At 34.4% G+C, this 22,832-nt stretch carries 12 protein-coding genes; 6 read left to right on the top strand and 6 right to left on the bottom strand.

Translation table 11 applies throughout. The features are described from left to right. Positions 1-135 precede the first annotated feature (135 nt). On the bottom strand, positions 136-9,537 hold the full coding sequence (locus ACX9TM_RS27050; RefSeq protein WP_065382250.1) for a SpaA isopeptide-forming pilin-related protein: 9,402 nt from the start codon (positions 9,535-9,537) through the stop codon (positions 136-138). A gap of 771 nt (positions 9,538-10,308) precedes the next feature. Beyond that, complete coding sequence (gene map, locus ACX9TM_RS27045) at positions 10,309-11,103, bottom strand: type I methionyl aminopeptidase (protein WP_003313889.1); 795 nt, start codon at positions 11,101-11,103, stop codon at positions 10,309-10,311. A 157-nt stretch (positions 11,104-11,260) separates the two neighbouring features. On the opposite strand from map, the gene ACX9TM_RS27040 reads away from it, so the two are divergent. From ACX9TM_RS27040 to ACX9TM_RS27025, 4 genes are read left to right on the top strand one after another with little or no spacing between them, the layout of a single operon-like run. Beyond that, positions 11,261-12,163, top strand: coding sequence for an ABC transporter ATP-binding protein (locus ACX9TM_RS27040; protein ID WP_048656348.1), 903 nt, complete (start codon positions 11,261-11,263; stop codon positions 12,161-12,163). After that, the gene (locus tag ACX9TM_RS27035; RefSeq protein ID WP_001202431.1) at positions 12,160-12,894 is read left to right on the top strand and encodes an ABC transporter permease; all 735 of its coding nucleotides are present in this window, start codon (positions 12,160-12,162) and stop codon (positions 12,892-12,894) included. The genes ACX9TM_RS27040 and ACX9TM_RS27035 overlap by 4 nt, the downstream gene beginning before the upstream one ends. After that, positions 12,895-14,025, top strand: coding sequence for a sensor histidine kinase (locus ACX9TM_RS27030; protein ID WP_000570607.1), 1,131 nt, complete (start codon positions 12,895-12,897; stop codon positions 14,023-14,025). Further along, complete coding sequence (locus ACX9TM_RS27025) at positions 14,022-14,624, top strand: response regulator transcription factor (protein WP_000619237.1); 603 nt, start codon at positions 14,022-14,024, stop codon at positions 14,622-14,624. The genes ACX9TM_RS27030 and ACX9TM_RS27025 overlap by 4 nt, the downstream gene beginning before the upstream one ends. A gap of 39 nt (positions 14,625-14,663) precedes the next feature. Here the strand turns inward: ACX9TM_RS27025 and ACX9TM_RS27020 are convergent, their stop codons facing one another. Further along, on the bottom strand, positions 14,664-16,415 hold the full coding sequence (locus ACX9TM_RS27020) for a M4 family metallopeptidase (RefSeq protein WP_001109512.1): 1,752 nt from the start codon (positions 16,413-16,415) through the stop codon (positions 14,664-14,666). Positions 16,416-16,583: 168 nt separating this feature from the next. On the opposite strand from ACX9TM_RS27020, the gene plcR reads away from it, so the two are divergent. Together plcR and ACX9TM_RS27010 are read left to right on the top strand one after the other, a co-directional pair. Continuing rightward, positions 16,584-17,441 carry a transcriptional regulator PlcR gene (gene plcR, locus ACX9TM_RS27015; RefSeq protein WP_000542912.1) on the top strand — a complete coding sequence of 286 codons (858 nt, stop codon included), beginning with the start codon at positions 16,584-16,586 and terminating at the stop codon, positions 17,439-17,441. Positions 17,442-17,528: 87 nt separating this feature from the next. Next, positions 17,529-17,675, top strand: coding sequence for a quorum-sensing peptide PapR (locus tag ACX9TM_RS27010; RefSeq protein WP_000734730.1), 147 nt, complete (start codon positions 17,529-17,531; stop codon positions 17,673-17,675). 16 nt (positions 17,676-17,691) lie between these two features. Here the strand turns inward: ACX9TM_RS27010 and ACX9TM_RS27005 are convergent, their stop codons facing one another. The 3 genes from ACX9TM_RS27005 to cls all read right to left on the bottom strand — a co-directional run bounded on the left by ACX9TM_RS27005 (position 17,692) and on the right by cls (position 22,673). Then, positions 17,692-20,370, bottom strand: coding sequence for a DUF4084 domain-containing protein (locus ACX9TM_RS27005; RefSeq protein ID WP_065382213.1), 2,679 nt, complete (start codon positions 20,368-20,370; stop codon positions 17,692-17,694). A gap of 123 nt (positions 20,371-20,493) precedes the next feature. Further along, positions 20,494-21,447: a UV DNA damage repair endonuclease UvsE gene (gene uvsE / locus ACX9TM_RS27000; protein WP_011110499.1), complete on the bottom strand. Its 954-nt coding sequence runs from the start codon at positions 21,445-21,447 to the stop codon at positions 20,494-20,496. Between the two features lie 32 nt (positions 21,448-21,479). Continuing rightward, positions 21,480-22,673 (bottom strand): cardiolipin synthase, encoded by a 1,194-nt coding sequence (gene cls, locus ACX9TM_RS26995; RefSeq protein ID WP_065382212.1) that lies wholly within the window; start codon positions 22,671-22,673, stop codon positions 21,480-21,482. Positions 22,674-22,832: the final 159 nt, after the last annotated feature.

Below are 22,832 nucleotides of genomic sequence, written 5' to 3'. Positions count from 1 at the left end.
ATAAGAGGCTGTTCAAAGGTTTTCCGTACTTTTGGGCAGCCTCACCCCGTTAAAAGGACGATACTTTATGTATCGTCCTTTTTGTATAAAAAAACATCCAATCAATTGAGAGATTGATTGGATGTGAAAAAATTATTAATAATTTTTTTTGCGTTTTGTAGCCAAAATACTTAATAATCCAGCTAGTAGAAGAAGGATACCTACTGTTTGTGTAGGGTCTTCTTTATGACCTGTATTTGGAAGGTGTTTATCCGTATTTCGATCATCTTGCTGTTTGTTATCTGTTTTATTCGATGTTTCTTCGGAAGTTCCGTTTTCGTGTTTCTCAGATGTTTCATTGCCTTTGTTCTCTTCTTTATTTGGAGGAGTAACTGGCTTGTCATCTCCACCTGACGAAGATTCAATCTTTTTATTTGAAACTGTAATTTGTAGTGGTGTAGCTTGGGCTTTATCAATTGTAAAGTTTATTGGTGATGCATCTAATTGATAGCCTTTAGGAGCCTGTGTTTCTACTAATTGATAATTACCAGGTTTCAAATCATTTACGATTACTTTTCCGTGTTGGTCTGTTTTTAAACCTTCTCGGATGATTTTTCCATCTTGGTCTAAAATATTGAAAATGGCACCTTCAAGTGTTCCATGGTGATCAATATCAACTTTAGTTAACTCAATTGAACCTGTTGTTAAACTATTTAAAGCTGTAACAGAGGTAATCTGAGATTGTCCTTTCGTAATTGTGAAAGGAATTGGTTTAATGTTTAAATCATAGCCAGTTGGAGCTTTCGTTTCAATGAACTGATAATCTCCCGGACGTAAATCAGAAACAGAAATCTTCCCATCTTTATCAGTAGTTAAATCAGAACGAACATCCTTGCCGTCCATATCTACAATTTTAAAGATTGCTCCTTCAAGAGTAGTACCATCGATGTCATCAACTTTAGTTAATTCAACTGCGCCTTTAGTTAAGCTGTTAGTAGCAGTAACAGAGGCGATTTTTTCTTGTCCTTTTTTAACTGTGAACTTAATAGGTGTTTTGTTTAAGTCATAGTGTTCAGGAGCTTTCGTTTCGATAAACTCATAGTCTCCTGGCGGTAATTCATCCACAACTAAACGGCCGTTTTTATCAGTAGTTAAATCGGTACGAACATCGTGTCCATCCTTATTAACAATTTTAAATACTGCACCTTCAAGTGTTGTGTTTTGCTTGGCATCATCAACTTTAATTAACTCAACACTACCTTCCGTTAAGCTATTAATAGCTGTAACGAAGACATGCTTTGTTTGACTTCTTTCGATTGTGAACTTAATTGGTTCTTCATTTAAGTCGTAATGTTTAGGAGCTTTTGTTTCAATAAATTGATAGTCTCCTGGTTGTAAGTCTTTAGCGATGATTTTTCCGTCTTTATTGGTAACTAAATTCGTACGAATGTCGTTACCGTTCAGATCAGTAATTTTAAATACCGCACCTTCTAGCATTTCTTTCTTATCTATAGAGTCAACTTTCGTTAATTCCACGCCACCTTTTGTTAGGCCATTCTTAGCAGTAACAGAAGCGTGAGTTAGTTGACTTCTTTCGATAGTGAAGCTAATAGGTGTTTTATTTAAATCGTAATCTTTCGGAGCTTTCGTTTCAATGAATTGATAGTCTCCTGGGCGTAAGTTCGTAGCAGTAATCTTCCCATCTTTATCAGTAGTTAAATCAGTGCGAACAATTTTACCTTTCGCATCGATGATGTTAAACACTGCATCAGAAAGTTTTGTATCTGGATTTATATCATCCACTTTTACTAATTCTACAGCACCCTCAGTTAAGCTATTTGTAGCAGTAACTTGGAGCTTTTCTTTTTGGCTTTTCTTAATTGTAAACTTAATAGGTGTACTATCTAATTTATAGTGTTCAGGAGCTTTCGTTTCAACAAACTGATAGTCCCCAGGACGTAAATCAGAAACAGAAATTTTTCCGTGTACATCTGTTGTAAGCTCAGTACGAATGTCGTTACCATTCAGATCAGTAATTTTAAATACCGCATCTTTAAGAGCAGTACCATCTACATCATCCACTTTAGAAAGTTCCACAGCGCCTTTCGTTAAGCTATTTGTAGCTGTAACGGAGATAGGATCAGCTTGGCTCTTTGTAATTGTGAATGGAATTGGCTCTTTGTTTAAATCGTAGTGTTTCGGAGCCGTTGTCTCGATGAATTGATAATCACCAGGACGTAGGTCAGAAACGCTAATTTTACCTTGTTGATTCGTAACAAGATTTTTGCGAATTACAGTACCATTCATATCCACAATTTTAAATACTGCGCCTTCAAGAGTAGTGCCATCGACGTCATCCACTTTAGAAAGTTCCACGCCGCCTTTTGTTAAACTATTTTTCATAGTAACGGTAGCAATATCTTTTTGGCTTTTTTCAATTGTAAATATAATTGGTTTTTTGTCTAAATCATAGTGTTCAGGAGCCGTTATTTCAACGAATTGATACGTACCAGGACGTAAGTTTTCGATAACGATTTTACCTTCGCTGTTTGTTTTTAAATCTGTTTTAAGTACTTTGCCATCTTGATCCAGTAAATTAAATACCGCATCAGCAAGTTTTGTTTGAGTGTTTAAATCATCAACTTTAAGTAATTCGATACTACCTTGTTTTAAGCTATTTGTAGCAGTTAAAGAAATAGCTTTCTTCTGTCCTTTTTCAATAGTGAATTTGATTGGTGTTTCATCTAAAACGTAATGCTTCGGAGCTTTCGTTTCGATAAATTGGTAATCACCAGGACGTAGGTCGTTAATTTCGATTATTCCTTGTTCATTTGTAACAAGGTCTTTATGAACTACATCACCATTCATATTAACAATTTTAAATACTGCATCTTTAAGAACAGTGCCATCAACATCATCAACTTTAGAAAGTTTAACTGCACCCTTTGTTAAAGTATTTGTAGCAGTGACATGAAGAGTTTCAGTTTGGCTCTTTTTAATTGTAAATACGATAGGTCTTTTATCTAAATCGTAATGTTCAGGAGCAATTGTTTCAACGAATTGATACGTACCAGGACGTAGGTTTTCAACAACAATTTTACCTTCATCATTTGTTTTTAAGCCTTCTTTAACTAGCTCTCCGTCTGCATCTAATAAATTAAATACGGCGTTAGCAAGTTTTGTATTTATATCAATATCGTCAATCTTTGTTAGTTCAACGCTACCGTTTTTCAAAGCATTTTTGCCTGTAACATTGATCTCTTTCGTTTGACTTCTTTCAATTGTAAATGGAATCGTTGTTTCATCTAATACATAGTGCTCAGGAGCTTTTGTTTCAATGAACTGATAGTCTCCAGGGCGTAAATCAGAAACAGAAATTTTACCGTTTTTATCTGTAACAAGATTCGTATGAACTTCCTTACCATTCATATCAACAATCTTAAAGATTGCACCTTCGAGCATCGTACGATCGATGTCGTCAATTTTTGTTAATGTTACTGCACCTTTCTTTAAACTGTTAGTAGCAGTAACAGTAATATTCTCTTTTTGACTTTTTTCGATAGTGAATGGAATAGGGTCTTTGCTTAAGGTATAGTCTTTTGGAGCTTTTACTTCAATAAATTGATAGTCTCCAGGACGTAAATCAGAAGCAGAAATTTTACCGTTTTTATCAGTCGTTAAACCTTTGCGAATTACCTTTTTAGTATCATGAGCGTCAACGATTATAAATTCTGCACCTTCAAGAATAGTGCCATCAACATCATCAACTTTTGTTAAAGTGACGCCACCTGTAAGTAAACTGTTTTTTACAGTAACAGGGATAGGAAGATCTTCCTTACTACCTTTTTTAATTGTGAACTTAATAGGTGTTTTGTCTAATTTATAATGTTCAGGGGCTTTTGTTTCGATAAATTGATAATCCCCTGGTGCTAAATCAGGAATAACTAATACTCCGTAATCATCTGTTGTTAAATCTTTCATAATTTCTTTGCCAGTTGCATCTTGCAATGTGAATACAGCGCCGGCAAGAGCTTTACTACTTTCCACATCATCTTCTTTAATAAGTTTAACTTTTCCTTTCGTTAAACTATTTTTAAATGTAAGTGGAAGGAGTTTTTGTTGTCCTTTTTCGATTGTAAATTCAATTGGTTCTACATTTACATCGTAATAAGTTGGAGCCTTTGTTTCGATAAGCTTATAGTTACCAGGACGTAAGTCATCTACAACTAGCATTCCTTTACTATTCGTAACAAGGTCCGTACGAACATCTTCATTAGTATCTCTATTAACGATTTTAAATACTGCACCTTCAAGTGTTTCCTTTTCATCTGCAGCATTCACTTTTGTTAACTCAATACCGCCTTTTGTTAAGCTGTTTTTAGCGGTAACAGTAGCCTGAGTTGTTTGACTTTCTGTAATCGTAAATTTAATTGGTTTTGTATTTTTGTCGTAATACTTCGGTGCTGTTACTTCGATAAATTTATAATCGCCAGGGCGTAAGCCAGTAGCGATAGCTTTACCATCCGCACCAGTTTTTACATTTTCGCGAATAACTTTCTTTTCATCATTTGCATCAACAATTTTAAATACAGCACCTTCAAGAGCTGTACCATCGATATCATCAACTTTTGTTAATTCAACATCTCCTGGTTTTAAAGCATTTTCAGCTTTCACAAGTAGAGTTTCTTTCTGACTTCTATCGATTGTAAATTCAATAGGTTCTGCTCGTAAAACGTAATGTTCAGGAGCAGCTATTTCAATAAATTTATACGTACCAGGACGTAGGTTACTAACTTTAACTTTACCGTGTTTATCAGTAGTTAAGTTAGTGTGAGGGGAAACGTCATTATTATTTGTATCGACAAGTTTGAATACCGCACCTTCTAGTGGTTTTTTCTCACCAAACTCATCAACTTTTAATAATTCAACCTCGCCCGTTTTTAAGCTGTTATTTGCCGTAACAGTAGCAAGAGCTTGTTGGCTTTTATCAATTGTAAACTCGATAGGGTTTGTACTTAACGTATAATCCTTAGGAGCTTCTGTTTCGATAAATTTATAAGCACCAGGCTCTAAATCTTTAACGGTAACTTTTCCATCTGAACCTGTTTTTATATTTTCACGAATTACTTGTTTCTCGTCATTCGCATCGACAATTTTAAATACAGCACCTTCAAGGGCAGTGCCATCGACATCATCGACTTTCGTTAAAGTGACACCACCCTTAATGAGGTGATTTGTCGCTGTAACAGTAAGTGCTTTCTGTTGGCTCTTTTCAACTGTAAATTTAAGCGGTTTTTTATCTATTTCATAATGTTCAGGTGCTTTTTCTTCAACAAATTGGTACTCTCCAGGAAGTAAATTTTTCGCTTCGATTTGTCCGTTACCATTTGTCGTTAATTTGGTATAACCAGGAATTCTTTTGTTATTTCGGTCCCGTACACTAAATACTGCACCTTCTAAAGTATTACCCTCTTTATCAACTTTTGTTAGGATAACTGAGCCTCTAATCAAGTTGTTTTGGGCCTCTTTATTAATTACTGTTGTTTGATCTTCCTCGATTGTAAATTCAATAAGTCGATCATCTAATTGATAATGTTCAGGAGCCTTTATTTCTTTTAAGTAGTAAGTTCCTGGTTTTAAATTATCTACAGTAATTTGTCCTTTATCATTTGTTATTAATTCTTTATGTTCAGGAATGACATTATGGTTTTGATCAAGCAGAGAGAAAACTGCATTTTTAAGCTTTTCTTTGTTATGAGCATCAGTCTTTGTAAGTACTACTTTTCCAACAAATTTCTCGTTTTTAAGAGTATATGTTGTAGTTTCTTCTGCACCAAGCTTAACAAGTTTACCTGCTTTTAATTCTTTACTAATGACATAGCCATCAAGAGTTTTCATTTCTCTGAGCAGATATTCATCGCGTTTTAAGTTGTTAAACTGAGCGATACCATTTTTGTCTGTTGTAATTGTTCGAATAGCAGTTGTACCTGTGCGATCGAATAAAGTAAATACTACGCCAGATAAAATTTTATTTGGATCTGCATTATCTACTTTTTTAATTTGAAGGTTTCCGCGTCCCTTAGTAGCAGAACCGCCTCCAGATCCAGAAGATACTTTAACTACTATTTCTTCAATTTTTTCAGTTTCTGTTAATTTCAAACTATTACCAGTAATCTTCGCTTTATTGCTTACCTTTTCATTATTATCTGCATTAATGAGTGAACGGTATTCTAAAATATAAGCTCGATCAATAGTATGAAGAAATTCAATTGTAAATTGTTGTTTCCCCGTATTGTTGTCTGTTGTTATTTTGAGTTTATAGTCTTTTCCTTCTTTTAATTCGTTTGTTGTATCTTTCGTTAAAGTGCCATCCACGGCTACTGTTGTCCCATATAGGTGGAATGACTTTTCATCGAGAATTTGATTGTCTGTCGGATCGTCTGTTACGACAGCATTTTCAATCGTTGATTGACTTGCATTAATAGAAACGCTCCAATCAATGTACTTGTCATTTTGTTTTGCTTTTTTCGTAACGCCGCTACCACCATTTTTGATCTCGAATGCACCATGAATATTGGCGATAGTTTCCGATCCATCTTTTAATTTGGCGTAATTATCATAGCGCTTATTAATTTCTTCACCTGCAAGTGAAGTTTTAAAGCTGATATGGTACGCTGTTTTAATTTCATTTTTAAAATGAATCGTTAATGTATTTTTATTATCTTTCGTTGCATTTTCTACCGTATATTCGTCAGGGGAAACAAGTGCCCCTAATTTATAACCGTCTGCACCACCAGTTAATTCCATATGATGAATCTCAATGGAGTCTGGTATAAGTTTTTGATTGTTTTCTAGTACGTCAACGATAGAAGGGTCTTTAATAGTCCTGTTATTATAGTTAAACCCTATGTCCCATTTGATTTCTTTCGTTTGGGCATTGTAAGAACCGTATTTAAATCCGTTTCCTTTTGTATAGCCGTCAGGATTGAATCTATCATGAGATTTACTATTTTTATCGTTCCCATTTATATCTTTCCATGATAACTCAGCTGTATTTTTGAATGATTTATTATCATCCTTTTTAGATAGAGTCTCGTAATTAAAGTCTGTTGTGTACGTGATGGTTAAAGTTTTATCCATATTAGACTTATAACTACCAGCTAGTGTTACTTTGAATCCGTCAGCTGTTACATCAAGTGTGTAATCAGAGTCTAATTTCAGTTCAGTTGATCCATCAGTAATTTTGAAACTATCTTTTTGTAATGTAAGTCCACTATAGTCAAACGTATCAGTGATAACAGCATCATTTAACACGTAATTGTTATCATTTACAATAATTGTCCATTTCGTTGTTTTCTTATTGTAATCTGTATCGTTTGCATTTTTATTATGTTTCTTTATGATGTTTTGTTGTTGTAATGTAACTTTGTTTGTTTTACTCCATTTTCCATCTGCAATAATTGTATTTTCGATTTCGCCATCTTGTATAACATCATTCTTGGCTTTCGATGTATAAGTAATCACATAGGCACTATTAATATCTTCATTAAATTGTAAATCAAATCCCTCATCGGTTTCTTTTACAGTAAAGTTTGTGGCGTTGTCACCTGTAACAAGTTTTCCGTTATTATCATAAGAAGCATTTTTAACCACGATAGAACTTGCATCAACTTTATGAGATTTGTCCAAGATGTCTTTTAAAAGCGCATCAGATTGTTTAATATCTCTTTGGTCACCGTTGAAAGTAATTGTCCATTCAATTGTTTGTGTTTTTGGATTATATTTACTAGTTTTCTCTAGATGTGTACCGCGTGAAACAGTTACAGTTGCATTTGCGGATACATCTCCTTGATTCTTGCTGGATACTTTTGCTTCATTTTTGAAACTAGTAACACTTTCGTCAGTAATTTTTGTCGCATATTCAATTTGATATGCTTTTTTCGTTTCATTTTTAAAAGCGATATTTAATTTATCGGAGGATGAAGTGAGTGTATATTCTTCTTTACTAACTTCGGCTCCACGAGTCGTTTTCCCGTTAATATCTACTTCTAACTCATAAACCTTAATAGAATCTTCATTGAGACTGGCTCCATTTGGAATATTGTCTTGGAAGACAGCGTTTGTAAGAATGTCTTTTGTTTTGTTCATTTCGACTGTCCAATTGATTTGATTCGTATTAATCGGTCTATCAGGTATACCTTTTTTATTCATAGATTTCTTTACATTAGGTTTGAAATCAAGCTCGATAATAACGTCTTGTTCTTTAATTGGGAAAGGAATTTTTTGTTCCGTAGTCCCTTTAATTTTTGTTTTATTGAATTCCGTACCAACTTTTAAATGACCATCTATATTAGGATTGTCTTCAACGTACTCGTTAAAAGTCATAGTTACTTTTCCGTTTAAGTCAACAACGAACGTCCCAATTTCATGTCCTGTTCCATCAACTAAAGGCTGTGTAATGGTGTTGTGGACGATAAAATATTCCGGAAGTTGGAAAATATAGTAATCTCCCTTTTTTACTTTTAATGATTCTAAAACTTCCCATGTAAAATCGATATTGGCAGCAGAATCAGGATTTGGACGATTATCTGTATCATTAAATGGTTTTCCGTCTTTATCTGTTAATTTTACGCTTGTTAAAATATTTTCTTTAATTTGCTTAGGTGATGGGTCTGGATTTTCAACAGGTTGCCCTGTTGTGTTATCACCAGGGTTCTCAGTAGGTTGCTGTGTCCCGCCATCTTTTGGCTGTTCAGTAGGCTGCTGAGGATTCCCGTCTTTCGGCTGTTCCGCAGGTTGCTGAGTGTTCCCGTCTTTTGGTTGTTCCGCAGGTTTCTGCTGTGTCTCACCATCTTTTGACTGTTTCGCAGGCTGCTGAGGATTCCCATCTTTTGGTTGTTCCGCAGGTTTCTGCTGTGTTTCACCATCTTTTGGCTGTTCAGTAGGTTGCTGTGCGTCACCGTTCTTTTGCTCTTCGGTAGTCTGCTTAGCATCATCACTATTAATAGTAGGTGAAGTAGGGTTATCTACTTGAACAGGAACTGAGATAGTCTTAGCTACTGTACCTAGAGGGAAAGTGAGTGGGACGGCTTTTATGCCAGGTTTTAAATCTGGATTGAATACAGTGTCAAATTTAATTTTTCCCTTAACACCTTTTGAATCTTTTACTGAATTGTTAAAGACTATTTTCATTTTGTTATCGTTTGCCGTAACAAAATATTGACCAATAATTTGTTGATCTGCCATCAAGTTTCCTTGTTGGTCATTTTTTACTTTTAATGCGTTAGGTATTTGAAGAACTGTTGCATCTTTTTCTTGTGCAATTTGATGATCTTTTATTGACCAAGCATATTCTAGGTGAATGATTGATCCTGCATTTATTAAGTTTTTAGGATTTAATGCTTCGTCAATAATATGATTCGTTGCATCTTTCATTTCAACAGTGTCAAATAAGGAATCTCCTGTTAAGGTTTCCGCTTTTACTTGATTGTATGGAAAACTAGCAAGTTGCGAAAATAGTACGAATACAATTAAACATACATTGAAAAGTTTTTTCATTTTTCCTCCTCTGAACATTCATTTGTCCATTGGGGACTTATTCCACATGAACAAATGGAATATTAAAAGTATTTGTTATAAGCTATTTATTTTTGCTATCCCTCCGTTTCTATACGCGTTCTCAGACAAACAGGATTATGTTCAAAGTAAAATTGTTTAACGTAAAACAAAATGTATATTTACACAGTTCTATGGAAATATACACAATTCGACAAAAAATGTCGAAAAAAATACTGATATAAAGAATGATATCAGACCTTTATATGTGAGATAGTTTTCATGTATATCTAGTAAAAAAGAATGGTTATAAAGGTAAGTTTTACGATACATACTAACCAATGTAGTGTATCCCTTTGTGAAGGCTTATTTTTGCCTTAAAGTTATGTGGAGATAAAAAGCTAGATAGGGTTGGTTTTGGTCAGAATGAAGACAATACGTACTTTGAAAATAGTCATTTATTTTGTCTAAAGAGAGTTGTGCGATTAGTGGACCGAAGTTGAAAGATGATAGTTTCTTACATTGTTAGAGGAATATAAGGATTACAGAATATTCGACTAACACGTTACTACGGTCATTTTTGAGACTGTTTAAACAATAAGAAAGAAGGTGTTTTTAGTTACAATATCTTTTTAGTAAAGATAAGCTTAAGTAACCTCCGCTAAAGATTATATACTTAAATGATAAAGAGTTCAACAGTAGTTCACATATTTTCCCAAAAATAAAAACGGCTGTTTTATGTGGAATAAATCTACAAAACAGCCGTTTTTGGTATTAGATTTCTGTTAAAATTATTGGTTCGCCGCGCGTTACGACAACCGTATGTTCACATTGTGCAACAAGACTTTTATCGGGTGTAACGAATGTCCAGCCGTCGTCACCACGTTCAATAATATGATCAGCTTTCATAGAGATGAACGGTTCTACAGCGATAACAAGACCGTCTTTTAGAAGCGCATTATCCATTGGATCATAGTAACTTAAAATGTGATTTGGTGCTTCATGTAAGCTAAGACCAATGCCGTGACCAGTTAAGTTTTGAATAACATTGTATCCACTTTTATGTGCGAAGTTTGAAACAGCACGACCAATTTGATTTTGTTTTGAGCCAGCTCTAACCTTTTTCATTGCTGCCCAAAATGCATCAACCGCTGCTTGGCAAAGCTTTTCTTTTGCTTCGTCTTCTCCAAGAACAAATGAGATACCTGTATCTGCATAATAGCCATCAAGTGCAGCAGATACATCGACGTTTACTAAGTCGCCTTCTTTTAATACGCGATCTCCTGGAATACCATGAGCAACTTCCTCATTTACACTAATGCAAGTTACACCTGGGAAATCATATTCTTTTTCAGGTGCAGAAATAGCACCATGCTCATCTAATACTTTTTTACCGATCAAATCAAGCTCTTTCGTTGTCATACCTGGCTTCGCTTGTTTTTTCATTTCTTCACGTGCAAGCGCAACGATGCGGCCGATTTTTCGTAAGCCTTCTAAATCTTGTTCATTACGAATAATCATGAAAACCACTGTCCTTCCTCGAATATATATCTTATCCGATTGTATCATGTTTATTTTCGTCCTGCTACTCGCTTGCGGTATGCGGGTTGATTCCTCTCATAAAGAATACATGACAATTGTCATATCGATGTCATGACGCATCATACTGTTTCCTAAGTTTTCCAAGTAATACAATGTAAATATAAGAAACAGCGGGGGTGGAGAGATGGAAAAGATTATTGAAGTAAATGGTGTTTCTAAAACATTTAAACATAAAAACGCAGTAAATAATGTTTCATTTCATGTAAATAAAGGGGAAATAGTAGCGTTACTTGGTCCGAATGGTGCGGGGAAAACAACGACGATGTCGATGATGCTTGGATTAAAGGACCCGACAGAAGGTAAGGTCTTTATATTTGGAAAGAGTCCAAAGCATAGAGATGTTCGTAATAGCCTCGGTGCGATGCTGCAAGAAGTAAGTGTCATTGATAGTATTACGGTGGAAGAGGCAATCGAGTTATTCCGTAGTTATTATACGAATCCTATAGCGAAAGAAACGTTACTGCAGTTATCAAATTTAGAACCAGAGCGAAAGCAAAGATGTGAGAAGTTATCAGGTGGGCAAAAAAGAAGGTTGAATTTTGCGCTTGCACTTGCGGGAAATCCAGATTTGTTATTTTTAGATGAGCCGACAGTCGGAATGGATATTACGTCTCGAAGAATGTTTTGGGAAACGATTCGAAAGTTAGCAAGTGAAGGGAAAACAATTATTTTAACGACGCATTATTTAGAAGAAGCAGATGCTTTAGCAAATCGTATCTTATTATTTGCGAACGGAAAGATTATCGCAGATGGTACACCAGACGAAATGAAAGCGACGATTTCGCGAAAAACAATCACATTTTACTCGAAGGAAAGCATTCCTACAAAATTACTAAAGGAATTACCAAATGTAACAGAAGTAAAGTCAAGCGAAGGACGCTTCATTTTAACAACGGAGGATACGGATACAACTTTAAAAGCCATTTATCAAAAGAGTTTACCTGTAACAGATGTTTCAGTTGAACGTGGAAGTCTTGATGAAGCATTCGAACAGTTTGTCGCAAATCAGAAGGAGGAAATGGCATGAGAGCATTATGGATGCAATGCAAAATAGAAATTTTACGTACATTCCGCAATAAATTATTTATCTTTTTCTCATTATTAATGCCTGTTATGTTTTACTACATTTTCACAAATGTTGTTCAAGTACCACAAAACGGAGATGCGTGGAAAGCACATTATTTAATTTCGATGGCAACTTTCAGTATTGTAGGGACTGCACTCTTTAGTTTCGGTGTGAGACTTTCTCAGGAAAGAGGGCAAGGATGGACACATCTTCTAAAAATTACACCGCTTCCAGAGGGAGCATATTTAACAGCAAAAATTATCGCTCAAACAGTAGTAAATGCTTTTTCAATATTAGTTATTTTTATTGCAGGAATACTAATTAATCATGTTGAGTTAACGGTAGGGCAATGGATAGGTGCGGGATTATGGTTATTGTTAGGGGTAACACCATTTTTAGCGTTAGGAACAGTAATAGGTTCCATTAAGAAGGCGGACGCAGCTGCTGGCTTAGCAAATATTTTAAATATGAGTTTAGCTATAGTTGGCGGGTTATGGATGCCGATTGAAGTATTCCCCAAAATATTAAGAACGATTGGTGAATGGACACCGACATACCATTTCGGAAGTGGTGCGTGGGATATTGTAGCTGGAAAATCAATTGGATGGGAAAATATCGCGGTATTAGGAGGTTATTTCCTTATATTTGTTGTAGTATCAATATATATAAGAAAAAGACAGGAAGCGGTATAAATGATAGAGAAGAAGAGGATTGAGATTTTTCCGAAACATATGGGATTCTTCCCGTATATGTGGTTTGTTTATCTGTTATTTCCAATTTATCACTTAGCGCAGGCATCAGGATGGAAGCTTGTAATAGGAAGCGGTATGTTGATAATTTTTATCGTCACATACCGTCAGCTTTATTTTGTTCAGAGGACGTTTGTTTTTTGGGCGTGTATTCAAATGGTACTCATTTTTTTATTTGCTTTATTTTATAATCCTTTTATGATATTTTTTGGCTTTTTCACAGCAAGTGCGATGGGATTTGCGCCAAATAAGAAAGTATTTCGAGTGCTGTTATGTTCGTTAGTTATCATGCTTGGAGCATTTTTATTTGTAAATATGAATCAACTAACAACTACAAGTTTAGTAAATATCGTTCCAATGTTTATTCTAATGCTTCTTACGCCATTTGGTATGCGCAATTTTAATCAGAAAAAGATGTTAAGAAATCAATTGGATCAGGCGAACGAGCAAATTAAAGACTTAGTAAAACGTGAAGAACGGCAGCGGATTGCAAGAGATCTTCATGACACATTAGGGCATACGTTATCTCTTATTACTTTGAAAAGCCAGCTTGTAGAGAAGTTAATTGTGAAAAATCCAGAGCGTGCAAGTGCGGAAGCGAAGGAAATTACACAAACGTCTCGTACAGCTTTAAAACAGCTGAGAGAATTAATTTCTGATATGCGTATGATTACGGTAGAAGAAGAGCTAGAGCAAATAAAAGCGATCTTACAAGCAGCTAATATTGAATTAGAAGTGAGGCAAGAAGCAAGATCGAGCTCGTTATCACCAATTGAACAAAATATTGTCGGGATGTGTTTACGTGAGGCCGTTACAAATGTTGTAAAACATAGTAAGGCAACGCGGTGCGCAGTTTCTGTATTAGAATCACAAGGTGAACTGATTTTGAAAGTAGAAGATAACGGAATCGGTTTAACAGATCAAAATCATGATGGAAATGGTATTCGCGGCATGAAAGAACGAATTGCTCTTATTGATGGATTTGTTGAACTAGGTACAATCAATCCAGGGACGTTATTAACGGTAAAAGTTCCAGTTGTTATTAGAACAGGAAAAGATGAGGTGAGGGCATGATTCGAATTATTATTGCAGAAGACCAGCGGATGCTTCGTGGTGCATTAGGGGCCCTGCTTGATCTAGAAGATGATATCGAAGTAATTGGGCAAGCTGCGAACGGGGAAGAGGCGTTAGAATTAATTGAATCGTTAAAGCCAGATGTAAGTATTATGGATATTGAAATGCCGATTCAAAGTGGATTGGATGTCGCTGAGACTTTAAAGAAAGAAAAATCATCATGCAAAGTAATGATTTTAACAACATTTGCACGGCCGGGATATTTTGAAAGAGCAATGAAAGCTGGTGTGCACGGCTATTTATTAAAGGATAGCCCAAGTGAAGATTTAGCGGCAGCAATTCGTAATGTAATGAAGGGGAAACGAGAGGTCTCCCAAGATTTAATGTTTGGCTTATGGCAGGAGCAAAATCCGTTGTCAGATCGCGAAAAGGAAGTATTGTTGCTTGCGAAAGAAGGAAAGACGGCAAACGAAATTGCGAAGGCACTTTATCTTTCGCCGGGTACAGTACGTAATTATATTTCTGAAGTATTAGCGAAGCTTGATGCGAAAAATAGAATTGAGGCAATTACAATTGCGGAAGAAAAGGGTTGGATATAAAAAGAAGGTTACCTATGAGAGGTAACCTTCTTTTTATAATTATTGTACTTCTATTACTTGATTTACTTTTTGTAACGGTTTGTAACCGTGTGCTTCAAATGCCTTTGCAAATTCATTTGATACGGCAGTGCCATATAAATCTTTTGCAGCTTGTACGATATGAGATTGAAGTGATTCAAAGTCTTCAGCGGAAGTTGCATAATTTTGCAATGCACGCATAACAACTTTACTTACTTTTTCATTTCCTTGTTTTTGAACAGCAACACCGTTATATGTTTTACCTTCAGCTAATTGATATAATACGTGACTGATAATACCAGAATTCACGTGTGATTCTTGATTATTACCATCGTTATAGAAATCTTGTAAATTTGTATATAGTTTATGACCGCCGTCACCAATTTCCCTTGGGATATCACGAATTGTTAGGCCACCTAATGTATCGCCCATAATCCAGTTTCCTTTATCTTTCTTTACGTAATATTCGATTTGTGTACCCCAGAAATCCGCTAATCCCTCGTTTAGTGCAGATGTTTCAGCGCTTGGATATCTCACGACTTTATTTTTCGTCGTGCCACTGAATACAGCATGTCCAAATTCATGAGCTGTTACATCAAGAGCGGATGTTAGTTTTCCGTCTAAACCATCACCAAATACCATTTGGTTCCAAGCGGGATGCCAAAATGCATTTACATAGTCTTCTTTTACACCATCACTAACTTCAGTAGAATCAAAACCGTGTACACTAGCAACAACTTTTGAATCTTTATTGTCGTAACTTTTTAGATTATGTTCTTTCTTAAAGTAATCGTAAATATCACTCATGTTCTTCATAGCGCCCGCGGCTTCTTTATCTGCAAAATTAGGAGTACTACTTGAAATTAGTGTCCCTGGATAACCAGCTTGACTATATCCTCCAAGGGAATCGGCGTAGTTTGCATTATAAATATAAATACCATTTCCGCGTGATAAATCCGCTAAATAAAATTTTCCATCAGTTCCTTTGGCAATATTGAAAGAGATGTTTTCTTGAAGTGCATTTTTCCCAGTTCCTTGCTCACTTGCAGGGGATAATCTAGGTGATGTTACTTGATTTATAGTCTTATTCTCTTTGTTTTTAATGAACTTTTCTTGGAAAAGTACTTCTCCAGTTTTTAAATCAACGATAGCATTGCCGTTTATAATTTGTTCATTGTTTTCATAAGTAAATGTAATAACAGTTGCGAATGTATAATAGCCATCTTTTTTCTTATAAACAACGGTTTCGCTAGAGAATTCTGTCTCAACTGCATCGCTTGGAATTTGAACTATATCGCGTAATTTAGATTTTACTTCATTTTTCGACAAAAAATTTGTTATAGTAAGATTAGGTTGTTGATTTAAATTTTGAACAACTTTACCACTAACAGTTGTGATTACTCCATTTTTATCTACTTTTACAATGAGATCTTGGCCATATACTTTATAGTTTTTATATGTTTGTGCAAGGCGAACTTCGGTTTGATTTTCTTTGGTTTCTTTATTTGTAGGTTGGAAATCTACATTTTTTTCAGTAGTGACTTGTTCTTGTTGAGCTTTCGCCCCATTTACCTCACCTTTTAAATACTTTTTAGCAATATTTTCTTTCGTATCATTTTGAGGTTGTGTTAATTTCCCGATTGTTAAACCAGGCTGAGCAATTTCAACTTTGACTGCACTTTTGTCTAATTCTTGAGCATGAATAGCTTCTGTTGATAAAGGGCAAAGAAGACCGAATGTAACGAAAGCACTAGCAAGTTTTCTATAATTCATCTATAACACTCCTAATCTATTATTGTATGTGAGATGAATTGTATGAAAAATTTGCCGAATTTTATATATATTATGCATTATTTCATATCAAAAATTGTCGAATTCACATTATTGTAGTGGTATGACAACTCAAAAAATTAGATTGTTCTAATGGGATGGTGAGTAAGTATGCACGCAGAAAAATTAGGAAGTGAAATTAAGAAAATTAGGGTGATGAGAGGATTAACACAGAAACAGTTATCCGATAATATATGTCATCAATCGGAAGTGAGTAGAATTGAATCGGGTGCGGTATACCCAAGTATGGATATATTGCAAGGTATCGCAGCAAAATTACAAGTTCCTATTATTCATTTTTATGAGGTACTCATTTATTCCGATATTGAAAGAAAAAAACAGTTTAAAGATCAAATCATTATGCTTTGTAAGCAAAAAAGATATAAAGAAATTTATAATAAAGTATGGAATGAGCTGAAAAAGGAAGAATATCATCCTGAATTCCAGCAATTTCTTCAATGGCAATATCATGTAGCAGCTTACATATTAAAGAAAATCGATTACGAATATTGTATTTTAGAATTAAAAAAATTGTTAAATCAACAGTTAGCTGGAATAGACGTATACCAAAATCTTTATATAGAAAATGCGATTGCAAATATTTATGCTGAAAATAGCTATTTTAAGAAGAGTATTGAGTTATTTGAAGATATATTAAAACAATTAGAGGTATTGCATGATAATGAAGAATTTGAAGTGAAGGTAAGATATAATCATGCGAAAGCATTATATTTAGATAATCAATATGAAGAGTCACTTTATCAAGTAAATAAAGCGATTGAAATATCATGCCGAATTAATAGTATGGCATTAATTGGACAGCTATATTATCAAAGAGGTGAATGCCTAGGGAAGTTGGAGTACGATGGGGCAGAGGTTGAAGATGCATATAAAAAGGCAAGCTTCTTTTTTGATATATTAGAAATGCATACATATAAAGAAGCTCTCGTAAATAAAATCAGTAGATAAATATCCTAAAAAATGGGTATGCATAATTGCATATAATAGAGATAAATTTTCATGATATATTAAAATAAAAAATGTGGGTGATGGAATATGAAGAAATTACTTATTGGTAGTTTATTAACGTTAGCGATGGCATGGGGTATTTCATTAGGCGATACGGCATTAGAGAAAAGCCATATAATTTCTCATAACGATCAAGAGGTACAATTAGCTAAAGATTTACCTTTTGAATATTAAAAAACAACCGTCTTACTTAGGCGGTTGTTTTTTTATGGAGTAACATCCAAACGTCTTTACTAGAAACAGGTTTGCTAATAAAGAATCCTTGAATGTGATCACAATTTTGTTTATGTAAAAATTCCCATTCTTCTTCCGTTTCTACACCTTCTGCAATCACTTCTAAATTTAGTTGTTTTGATAGTGTAATAATGGAAGAGACAATTGCTTCTTCTAAAGGGCTAGTTGTAATTCCACAAATAAACTCTCGAGCGATTTTTAATGTGTTGATTGGATATTTTGTTAAATAAGCTAAAGAACTATAACCGGTTCCAAAGTCGTCGATTGAAATTTGAATACCGAGATTTTGAAGTTGTTCTAGTTTTGCAACTACAGATTGATTTTGATTAATTGCGATGCTTTCCGTAATTTCAATATCTAGTGCTTCTGGTTTCAGTTCTGTTTCTTCCAATACCTTTGAAATAGTTGGGATTAAATCTGCATGGTTAAATTGAACAACAGATAAATTTACACCAACTTTTAAGTGAGAGAAACCTTGATTATGCCATCTTTTTGCCTCTAAACAAGCAGTACGTAAAATCCAATTGCCAAGTTCAATAATAAAACCAGTTTCCTCTGCTAGAGGGATAAATTGGGCAGGAGATACGATACCGAGTTTTGGATGCTTCCAACGTATTAATGCTTCAAAACCGATAATTTGTTTTGTTTTTGTACTTACTTGTGGCTGGTATTCAAGGAAAAATTCATTTTGTTGTAATGCTTTTGAAAGTTCACCTTCTAAGAATTGAATTTCATTTTGAGCGATACTCATTTCTTTTGAGAAGAAAACAAATCTGTTTTTTCCATTTGCTTTCGCACGATACATAGCCATATCAGCATTTTTCATTAACTCATTTACATCAGTTCCATAATCAGGGTACATCGCAATTCCGATACTTGGTGTAATAGAGAGTTCTTCGCCTTGAATGAAGAATGGTTTGTTTAAAATAGTTAAAATCTGTTCAGCTATAAAAATTGCACTTTTTTCTGAGTACATTTCTGGTAATAGAATTGTAAACTCATCTCCACCTTGGCGAGCGACGATATCTTTTGAACGCAAGCAACCGCGTAATCTTTTTGCTACTTCAATTAATAATAAATCTCCGACGTCATGACCAAGTCTATCGTTAATTTTTTTAAATCGATCTAAATCAAGGAATATGACGGCGACATCATTTGCGTTAGTTTGAGCTGTATTTAAAATGGCTTTTAAATCTTTTTCGAACTTTCGACGATTTGGTAATCCAGTAAGTGCATCGTGAAAGGCTAAATGTTCTACTTGTTTTTGTTTTTCATATAAAGTGGTAATATCACGCGCTATCCCAAACATTCCGACCACTTCTTTGTTTATAAAAGTAGGGATAAGTGTAATATGGAGATAATAATAATAGCCTTCTTGTTCTTTTGTACGAACTTCTAACGTTTGTGGCCTACCTTCCTTTGTAATTTGTAAAGCCTTCTTTAGTAGTTCGTGGTCTTTTGAATCAATGAAGTGTACCAGAGAATAGCTTGCCACTTCGCAATAATAGGCAGTAAATAAGCTTTCGCACGCCTTATTAGATTGTTGAAAAATGCCATTCATATTTAAAGAGAAAACGGCATCGGGATGGTCCTCGAATAAAGATTTATAACGTTGTTCACTTTTTGATAATGCAAATGCACCTTCTTCAACTTCGTCCTCTAGTTGTGTAGTCAACTGTTCATATGTATGAATTAGTGCTTGATTATCTTTCCACATGTAAAGTTGCCGCAAGAATAACAAAATAAGTGATAATACGAGACCGATTAACATGAATTTATCATCCCAAGGTTGAATGATAATAAAGGCAAAAGTAATAATTATACTAAAATAAGGTAGTATAAAACGTACATAATCGAATCGGTAATATTTTGCTTTCGTTTCATGCTGCATTGGTTTATCTAAAATATATAGTATGGAAGAAAGTCCAATTAATAAAATAGAAGCAGTGTGTATTAAATAATTAATTTCAGCAGAAGTTTTCATCCCAAAATTCAATTGAAACAGATGAATGTAACCGTATACGAGTATAATAGTGAAACCGATAATTAATGCAATTCTACTAGAAGAATATTGTTCTCTTCTATATAGGCTAATAACGGCGTAAATTACTAATGATTGTGCAATGAAATACCCAATTAAAATCCAAGTATCCTTTGTTAACATGCGGAAGCTTGAAAGGTCTAAGATAAAAGTTAAGGTGAAATAAATGTTCATAATAATAATAAAGATGCTATCGAATGAAAATTGAGAAAGCCCCTTAATAGAATAATTTTTTATAAACTTTATAGCAAATCCAACAAAGAGCAAAATATATTGTATGATAAAAAAAGGTAATGCTTTATATGAAAATATAGATTGATCATGTATAGAAAGTGAACTAAGAAATAGGGTTATCTCCATAACTAACCCACATAGGCAAGTACATAGTAATAAAATCCAAAATAGTTTATCACTGCGTTTCATTCTCTTAATAGCTTTATATAAACAGTGACAAGAAAAAAGTGCAGCGAAACAGAATAAGAAAAGAATTCCAATCTCCTTTATATGCGACTCATTTGGAATAAAGAGTATCCAAAGAGCAAATATAGATATGTATATTATGACAAATTGTACATATTTTTTTTGATTAATCATATTATGACTCCGTTTCAATAAAGTTGAATCTCGAGGGAATGCTAATTTAAATAATAGCATATAAAATAGGATGTTTTTTACTATAAAAATTACTTTTTTGAAAAAATGGTGCAAAGTTACAATTTACCACTGTAACATTGCACCACTTATTCTTTTAATTCCTCTTATAGCAGAAAGTTCATCTATTAATTGGAATAATGCTAAGTCTTTTTGTTTACTTTCAATCATAATATCGAAATTATGATTGTGTTTTTTTGCAATGTGTAAGAAAGGCTTAATAAACTCTAAATCGATATATTCAGCATGAGCCCTAAATTCTTTTTCCGATCTCGGGGAGGAAATGTGAACTTTAGGAGAGATATTTGTATGTGACCAAGTTTCAAAAATTGCAGGAAGCAACTCTTCTAGTGGTTCCTCGCAAAGATTGGCCATATGATGATGATAATCAAATACAAATGGAATATTTTCTTTTTGGCAAATTGATAAAGTTTCAGCGGTTGTATAGGTTTTATCATCATTTTCAAGAGTCATTTGTTTTTTTATATGTGTAGGAAGTTTTTTTATGTTTTCATGGAAGCGCTCAATTGCCTTTTCTTTATTTCCATAGGCTCCACCTACATGAATATTAATGTAAGAAGAATCTGCAATGCCTATAGCATCCAATATTTTATAATGATAAGTCATATCCGTAATAGCGTTAGTAGTAATATGTGGCTTGTCGCTTGTAAATAGCGTAAATTGATTTGGATGAAAACTTATTCGTAAATTGTGTTCTTTAATTAAAGCCCCTATTTTACGCCAAAGTGGTGTGAATACCCCAATATAGTCAAACTCGACTTCGGGATGTGTTGCAAGTGGGACGATGGAAGACGATAGGCGATATAGTGGGATTTCATGCGCTATATTGTAATGAAGGATACGTATTGTGTGCTCTAAATTTTGCCTTATAACATGGTACAGTTTGTCTTCTCGCTCTTGCTTGCTGAGTTTCTTAAAGCTTGTAAACGTCATTGTTTTGGCAGGAGAACAGTCCCAGAGTGCCATTGCATGTGAGACATATCCAAACCGTATAAGCATATGAGATACACCTCTTTTATTCATTGTCTTTCCTATAAAAAGAAAGCAAACATTGTTCCAATCCATTCCTTTCCTCTATCGATAAGAGAAGGCGGGTTTACATCGCTATAGGAAAGTACAGATGCATTCTCTAGATCTTCATGGAATTTCTTTTTTACTGTTTGAATGAAATGTTTATTATATAACAGGCAGTTTATTTCATGGTTAATATATAAACTTCTCATATCAAAGTTTGCTGTTCCGATATCGCAAATATCATCGTCTACTATAATAATTTTGGCGTGAAAAAAACCTTGTTGAAATGCATAAATATTGCAACCAGCCTGTATTAATTTTCGGCAGTACGGAAATTTGGCTTCTCGAACAAGAGGGTGATCAGCTTTTTCTGGAACAAGAATTGTGATTTGAACCCCTCTTTCTCTTGCTTTTAATAAGGCATTCATAATTTTTTTTCCAGGAATGAAATATGGTGTACCGATACAGATTTCTTTTTTTGCCGCGTTAATTAAATGTAAAAAAGTATGCTGTAAATAAGCCCCATCAGTCGGAATAAATTGATGCAGGATGGTACCTGGGTTTTGTTTTGGAAAATAAAGAGAAGCATCTAATACATTTTGTTTCGTATCATCAAACCAGTCATGCAAAAATTGCTTTTGTAAATCTTGAACCCCTTCTCCTGTAAGACGTAAATGGTAGTCTCGCCATAATCCTAAATATTCATTATGCCCTAGATACTCTTCACCGATATTAAATCCCCCGATATAGCCGGTTTTCCCATCAATCACTGTAATTTTCCTATGATTTCGTTGATTGGCAGAAAAGAAAGGCAGAGGAAATTTTACCTTATGACAAAATGAAAAAGATACACCATGTTTTTGCAGGGAGCGAATAGCTTCGTTTGATAAAGAATGGCTGCCAAATCGATCAAGTAAAAGTCGTACTTCAATTCCTTCCTGAGCCTTATCAATCAGCAATTTTAAAAATTCACGACTGATTTTATCGTTTTTTACAATGAAGAATAAAATATGAATGTGATGCTGTGCTTGTTTTATATCAGTAAATAAAGCGTCATACAAATCTTTCCCGTATGTATAAAGGTGAAAATCACTTTGACGTAAAGGGAAAGTGCGAGAGCTTACTCGTTTTAAATGAAGAAGTCTCCCGTATGAAAGGTCAATTGTAATCCAAAGAGCAATGGATATTAACAAAAGAGATAAGTAGAGCATTAGTGAATTCCCTCCTTCGCATTCTTTTCACCTTCAGTGTGTTACAAATGATACGGGTAGCACGGCTGTTATTATAAATTTCTTTAGAGGATAGATCTTGTACTGGTTAAAGTTTCACTTTATCCCGTTTTAACGGGCAGTAAGCTTCCTATTTCAAAA

It is taken from the genome of Bacillus sp. LH1 (genome assembly GCF_057924895.1).
This window is presented reverse-complemented; position numbering and strand designations above follow the sequence as displayed.

What these genes read in the sequence shown, in the direction of transcription:
- cls (WP_065382212.1), bottom strand. Translation starts at nt 22,673, where the DNA reads ATGCTCTACTTATCTCTTTTGTTAATATCCATTGCTCTTTGGATTACA.
- plcR (WP_000542912.1), top strand. Translation starts at nt 16,584, where the DNA reads ATGCACGCAGAAAAATTAGGAAGTGAAATTAAGAAAATTAGGGTGATG.
- ACX9TM_RS27040 (WP_048656348.1), top strand. Translation starts at nt 11,261, where the DNA reads ATGGAAAAGATTATTGAAGTAAATGGTGTTTCTAAAACATTTAAACAT.
- ACX9TM_RS27030 (WP_000570607.1), top strand. Translation starts at nt 12,895, where the DNA reads ATGATAGAGAAGAAGAGGATTGAGATTTTTCCGAAACATATGGGATTC.
- ACX9TM_RS27025 (WP_000619237.1), top strand. Translation starts at nt 14,022, where the DNA reads ATGATTCGAATTATTATTGCAGAAGACCAGCGGATGCTTCGTGGTGCA.
- ACX9TM_RS27050 (WP_065382250.1), bottom strand. Translation starts at nt 9,537, where the DNA reads ATGAAAAAACTTTTCAATGTATGTTTAATTGTATTCGTACTATTTTCG.
- ACX9TM_RS27010 (WP_000734730.1), top strand. Translation starts at nt 17,529, where the DNA reads ATGAAGAAATTACTTATTGGTAGTTTATTAACGTTAGCGATGGCATGG.
- ACX9TM_RS27005 (WP_065382213.1), bottom strand. Translation starts at nt 20,370, where the DNA reads ATGATTAATCAAAAAAAATATGTACAATTTGTCATAATATACATATCT.
- ACX9TM_RS27020 (WP_001109512.1), bottom strand. Translation starts at nt 16,415, where the DNA reads ATGAATTATAGAAAACTTGCTAGTGCTTTCGTTACATTCGGTCTTCTT.
- uvsE (WP_011110499.1), bottom strand. Translation starts at nt 21,447, where the DNA reads ATGCTTATACGGTTTGGATATGTCTCACATGCAATGGCACTCTGGGAC.
- ACX9TM_RS27035 (WP_001202431.1), top strand. Translation starts at nt 12,160, where the DNA reads ATGAGAGCATTATGGATGCAATGCAAAATAGAAATTTTACGTACATTC.
- map (WP_003313889.1), bottom strand. Translation starts at nt 11,103, where the DNA reads ATGATACAATCGGATAAGATATATATTCGAGGAAGGACAGTGGTTTTC.